The 5,078-nt window shown below is 73.6% G+C and carries 6 protein-coding genes; 3 read left to right on the top strand and 3 right to left on the bottom strand.

Annotated elements, in window-relative coordinates; genetic code table 11:
• The coding region (locus IM725_RS19525) for an alpha/beta hydrolase family protein (RefSeq protein WP_227753965.1) at positions 1-876 on the top strand (876 nt) is incomplete at its 5' end.
• A gap of 70 nt (positions 877-946) precedes the next feature.
• Here IM725_RS19525 and IM725_RS19520 read toward each other — a convergent pair.
• From IM725_RS19520 to IM725_RS19510, 3 genes are read right to left on the bottom strand one after another with little or no spacing between them, the layout of a single operon-like run.
• Positions 947-1,576, bottom strand: coding sequence for a response regulator (locus IM725_RS19520; RefSeq protein WP_193782311.1), 630 nt, complete (start codon positions 1,574-1,576; stop codon positions 947-949).
• Positions 1,573-2,925 carry an ATP-binding protein gene (locus tag IM725_RS19515; protein ID WP_193782310.1) on the bottom strand — a complete coding sequence of 451 codons (1,353 nt, stop codon included), beginning with the start codon at positions 2,923-2,925 and terminating at the stop codon, positions 1,573-1,575. The genes IM725_RS19520 and IM725_RS19515 overlap by 4 nt, the downstream gene beginning before the upstream one ends.
• Positions 2,913-3,881: an alpha/beta fold hydrolase gene (locus IM725_RS19510; protein ID WP_193782309.1), complete on the bottom strand. Its 969-nt coding sequence runs from the start codon at positions 3,879-3,881 to the stop codon at positions 2,913-2,915. Before IM725_RS19510 ends, IM725_RS19515 begins: the two co-directional genes overlap by 13 nt.
• A gap of 161 nt (positions 3,882-4,042) precedes the next feature.
• Between IM725_RS19510 and pqqA the strand changes: the two genes are divergently transcribed.
• Positions 4,043-4,117, top strand: a complete 75-nt coding sequence (pqqA, locus tag IM725_RS20815; protein ID WP_193782313.1) for a pyrroloquinoline quinone precursor peptide PqqA — start codon at positions 4,043-4,045, stop codon at positions 4,115-4,117.
• A 54-nt stretch (positions 4,118-4,171) separates the two neighbouring features.
• Positions 4,172-5,078, top strand: a 907-nt coding sequence (gene pqqB / locus IM725_RS19500) for a pyrroloquinoline quinone biosynthesis protein PqqB (RefSeq protein WP_193782308.1), incomplete at its 3' end; no start/stop codon positions are given.

Genomic DNA, 5,078 nt, shown 5'->3' with positions numbered 1-5,078 from the left:
TTCATCCACTACACCGCCCGCGACGGCATGCGCATCCCCGCCTACCTGACGCTGCCGCCCGGCGTGCCCGCGCGAGGCCTGCCCCTGATCGTCAACATTCATGGAGGCCCCATGGTGCGGGGGTACGCCTGGTCGCAATGGGGCCGCTGGCCCGAGGCCGCCTTCTTCGCCCTGCAGGGCTACGCCGTGCTGGAGCCCGAACCGCGCGGCTCCAAGGGCTGGGGCGCGCGCCTGCACACCAGCGGCTTCGGCCAGTGGGGCCTGGCCATGCAGGACGACATCACCGACGCTGCCCTGCACCTTGTGAAGGAAGGCATCGTGGACCGTGGCCGCATGTGCCTGCACGGGGGCAGCTACGGCGGCTACGCCACGCTGCAGGGCCTGGTGCGCGAGCCCGCGCTGTTCCGCTGCGGGAACGCGTTCGTGGCGGTGACCGACCTCGGCCTCATGCAGCAGACGGCCTGGTCCGACACGGCCGAGGACACCGAGTACGACTACCTGGCCAACGAGTTCACCCACTTCGTGGGCGACTCGGTGCGCAATGCCGAGCAATTCGCCCGCACCTCGCCGGCCCGCAATGCGGCGGCCATCCAGGGCGCCGTGATGCTCACCATGGGCTCGGACGACCGCCGCGTGCCGCTGATCCACGGCGAGCGCATGCGCGATGCCCTGCGGGCGGCGGGCAAGCCGCTGGAGTGGAAGGTCTACGCCGAGGAAGGGCATGGCTTCAACCAGGAGGCCAACGTGACCGACTTCTACACCCGGAGCCTGGCCTTCTTCGACCGCCACATCGGGGCGGGCGCCGCGGCCACGTCACCGGCTACCGCGCCAGCAGACAGCCCCGCGGCGCCTGCCGCAAGCGCACCGGCCCGCTGAACGGCAGGTGCAGGGGCCAGCAGGTCGCGGTGGCACGGGCGGTGGGCCACGTGCCCGCTGCCCTTCCGGCTCAGGCCTGGATCAAGCCCCAGCGCAAGGCGATCAGCGTCAGCTCGGCCTGGTTGGCGGCCTGCAGCTTCTGCTTCACGTTGTAGAGGTGCGTGCCCACCGTGCTGGGCGCCACCTTCAGCGAATCGGCAATGGCGGCCACGCCCTGCCCCTGGGCCAGTTGCAGGAAGACCGCGAACTCGCGCTCGGTGAGCACGTCGCTGGGGTTGGCTTCGCCGCTGACCTGGGCCAGGGCCATGCGCTGCGCGGTCTGCGGGTCCAGGTAGCGGCGGCCCGCGGCCACCGTGCGCACCGCATCGATCAAGGCCTCGGGCGCGCCGCGCTTGGGCAGGAAGCCCAGTGCGCCGGCCTTGAACACCCGCTGCGGGTAGGCGATGGCCTCCAGCGCGGACAGCGCCAGCACCCGCGTGCCCGGGTCCCTCGCGAGCATGCGGCGTATCGCCTCCATGCCGCCCATCCCCGGCATGGACAGGTCCATCACCACCACGTCGGCGCCCGCCTCGCCCACCATGCGGCAGGCGTCCTCGCCGGTGGCGGCTTCGGCCACCACCTCGATGCCCGCAGTGGCCAGCAGCATGCGAAAGCCCATGCGCACCACCTCGTGGTCGTCCACCAGCATCACGCGTGTCATGGCTGCCGCGGCAGGGCCGCCTCCAGCACCGCGCCGCCCGCGGGCCCGGCCGACAGCGACAGCCGGCCCCCCAGCGATTCGGCGCGCTCGCGCAGCCAGCGCAGGCCGAAGTGCGTGCTGTCCCGCCAGTCCCCGGCCGGCCCCGCGCCGTCGTCGCTCACCTGCACCCGCAGCACGTCGCCGGGGCACAGGCGCACCGCGATGCGGCGGGGCTGGCCGTGGCGCAGCGCGTTGGTGAGGCCTTCCTGCACCACCCGGTAGGCCACCCGGGCCGCGGCGCCGTCCACGGGCGCGGGCGCGGGTTCCCAGCCCAGCTCGATGGCCACCCCCGGGTGCGCCGAGCGCACCCGCAGAAGCAGGTCGGCGAGCGCCTCGTCCAGCCCGTCGGCGCCGGGCTCGACAGTGGCCAGCCGGGGCAGCAGCCCGCGCATCTGGTCGTGCAGGCGGCCCGCCTCGTCGACGATGAGCCGCGCCGCCTGGGCCGCACTCGCATCGCGCCCCTGGGCCGCGAGCAGCACCGACATGGCCAGGCTGCGGATCGCGGTGATGGACTGGCCGAGCTCGTCGTGCAGCATGCGTGCGATCTCGCGCCGCTCGGCATCCACCTGGTCCTCCACGCGGTCCGCGAGCTGGCGTGAATCCGACAGCCGCTGCTCGGCCTGGAAGGCGCGCTGGCGGTTGTCCATGTTGTCGCGCAGCACCCCCAGCATGCGGTTGAAGGCCTCGCCGATGGCGGCCGCCTCGCGGCCCGGCAGCCGCGGCAGCCGGGTCTCGAAATCGCCGGCTTCCAGCCGGTTCAGCCCATCGACGATGCGCGGGAAGGGCCGCAGGGCCCGGCCCAGGGCCCAGAACAGCACCAGGTTCACCGCCACCAGGGCGGCGCCGCCGGCCGCGGCGAGGGCCACCAGGTCGTCGAAGCCGTCGAGGATGGAGCGGGACGGCTCGGCCTCGATGCTGAGCACCGCGCCGTTGGGCAGGCGTACCACCTGGCGCGAGGACGGCGGCAGCATCAGCTGCGTGAACCAGCGCGGCGCCTCGCGGCCCTGCTTGTAGGTCGGCGGTGGCGAACGGTACAGCACGGCGCCGTTCTGGTCGGCCAGGGTGATGTTGTTCGCGCGCACGCGGCCCAGCTGGCGGAAGAAGCGCACCAGGCCGTCCGGGTTGTCCACGCCGTACTCCAGCCCCACGTGCGACAGCAGCTGCACGGTGACGCGGTTGGTGGCCTCGATCTCCTCGTTGACGGAGCGCCGCACATTGTTCAGCTGCAGTGCGATGCCGGCCATCACCATCAGCAGGATGACTGCGCCGACGATGAGGTTGACCTTCAGGCGCAGGCTCATGGCGCGCATGCGGACTCCGTGGCGGCGAGCAGGCCGTCGGCCGCCTGGCGCATGGCGTCGGCCAGGGCGGGATGGAAGGGGTCGTGGCCGGCGCCAGCCACCGGCACCCAGCGGCTGCCCGCGGCCTGGCGGTGCAGCGCATGGGCCGCCTGCGGCCGGCAGACCCGATCCTCTGCGCCATGGACGAAGACCGCCCGCCGGCCCGACAGGCCGCGCGCCGCCTCGGCCAGCGCGCCCGGTGCCAGCGCGCAGCAGCCGGCGAGGACATGCGATTGCACGCGGTAGCGCAGCAGCAGGGCCTGCAGCGCGGCGCCCTGCGCATCGGGGGCTGCGGGCAGCCCGGCCACACGCCGCTCCCAAGCCTGCCAGGCCCGTGCGGCCTCGGCCTGCAGGGCGGGAGGCGAGGCCTGCATCACGCGTCCCAGCGCGGCGCACAGGCCCCCGGGCGCGGGGCCGCCGGCCGCGCGCGCCAGGCGTTCCCAGGCGGTCGGGTCCAGGCTGCGCGCGCCCTCGAAGAACCAGTGCAGTTCGGCCGGCGTGGGCACGAAGCAGTTGCGCAGCAGCACGCTGGCGACGCGGCGGGGCGCATGGGAGGCCAGCAGCAGCGCCAGCGTGGCGCCCCAGGAGCCGCCGGCGACGAGCTGCCAGCGCGCAATGCCCAGGTGCTCGCGCAGGGTTTCCGCGTCGCGCAGCAGGTGCGGGATGTCGTTGTCCTGCAGGGCGCCCTGCGGCAGGCTGCGGCCGCAGCCGCGCTGGTCATAGCTCACCACCCGCACACGCCGCAGGTCGAAGGGCGCCAGCAGCGCGGGCGAGGTGCCCGAGCCCGGCCCGCCATGCAGCACCAGCACCGCGGGCGCCCGCGCCGGGCCCCAGGCCTGCCAGGCCATCGCATGGCCGCCGTCCAGCGGCAGCAGGCCCTGCGCGGCAGGGCCGGCGGGGGGATCGCTGGGGGGACTTGCATCCATGCGCGGCATGCTAGCAGCCTGCTTCTCATGAAAATCTGGAGCACCGATTCCAGATCGGGGGGCTGCCGGGCGGGCGCTGCGGGCCCTACGCTGGTGCGAGCGATGCACGGTGCATTGCCGCGACCCGGGCCGCACGCCCCGGACCTTCTGGAGACACACCCATGACCTGGGAAACCCCGACCGCCATCGACCTGCGCCTCGGCTTCGAAATCACGATGTACATCGCCGCGCGCTGATGGCGCCGGGCGCGCCGGCCGCCCCCCGCGGCTGGCGCGCCCACCGAATTCCCCATGCTCATCCATATCCTGGGCTCGGCCGCCGGCGGCGGCTTCCCGCAGTGGAACTGCAACTGCCGCAACTGCAGCGGCCTGCGCGAGGGCCGCCTGCGCGCCGTGGCGCGCACACAGTCGTCCCTGTGCGTGCGCGGCGATGCCGGCGACTGGGCCCTGGTGAATGCCTCGCCCGACCTGCTGCAGCAGATCAAGGCCACGCCCGCCCTCCAGCCCGGCCGCGCGGCGCGCGACACCGGCATCGCCGGCGTGGTGCTGATGGACGGCCAGGTCGACCACACCACCGGCCTGTACATGCTGCGCGAACTGGGACGGCCGCTGCCGCTGTGGTGCACCGACCCGGTCTTCGAGGACCTCACGCGCGGCAACCCCATCCTCGGCGTGCTGGGGCACTTCTGCGGCGTCGCCCGCCAGGCGATCACCCTGGACGGTCGCGCCTTCCAGGTGCCGGGCGTGGCGGGCGTGCGCTTCACCGCCGTTCCGCTGTGGAGCAAGCCCGCGCCGTATTCACCGCATCGCGAGAACCCGCAGCCCGGCAACAACATCGGCCTGCTGATGGTGGACGAGGCCAGCGGACGCAGCGCCTTCTATGCGCCGGGCCTGGGCCAGCGCAGCGAAGCCGCCGACGCCGCCATGCGCAGCGCCGACTGCGTGCTGGTCGACGGCACCTTCTGGCGCGACGACGAGATGCTGGCCCTGGGCCTGTCGTCCAAGCGCGCGCGCGACATCGGCCACCTGCCGCAGGACGGCGCGGGCGGCATGCTGGAGTGGCTGGACAGCCTGCCGGCTCGTACGCGCAAGCTGCTGATCCACATCAACAACACCAACCCCATCCTCGACGAAGACTCGCCGCAGCGCGCCGAACTGGCGCGGCGCGGCGTCGAGGTGGCCTACGACGGACTCGAAG

The organism is Ramlibacter aquaticus (assembly GCF_015159745.1).
Taxonomy (GTDB): domain Bacteria; phylum Pseudomonadota; class Gammaproteobacteria; order Burkholderiales; family Burkholderiaceae_C; genus Ramlibacter; species Ramlibacter aquaticus.
The sequence above is the reverse complement of the archived record's forward strand: the minus strand, read 5'-3'. Positions and strand labels throughout refer to the sequence as shown.

Excerpts from the sequence above, each read along its gene's own strand:
- IM725_RS19520 (WP_193782311.1), bottom strand. The coding sequence starts at position 1,576 with ATGACACGCGTGATGCTGGTGGACGACCACGAGGTGGTGCGCATGGGC.
- IM725_RS19515 (WP_193782310.1), bottom strand. The coding sequence starts at position 2,925 with ATGCGCGCCATGAGCCTGCGCCTGAAGGTCAACCTCATCGTCGGCGCA.
- IM725_RS19510 (WP_193782309.1), bottom strand. The coding sequence starts at position 3,881 with ATGGATGCAAGTCCCCCCAGCGATCCCCCCGCCGGCCCTGCCGCGCAG.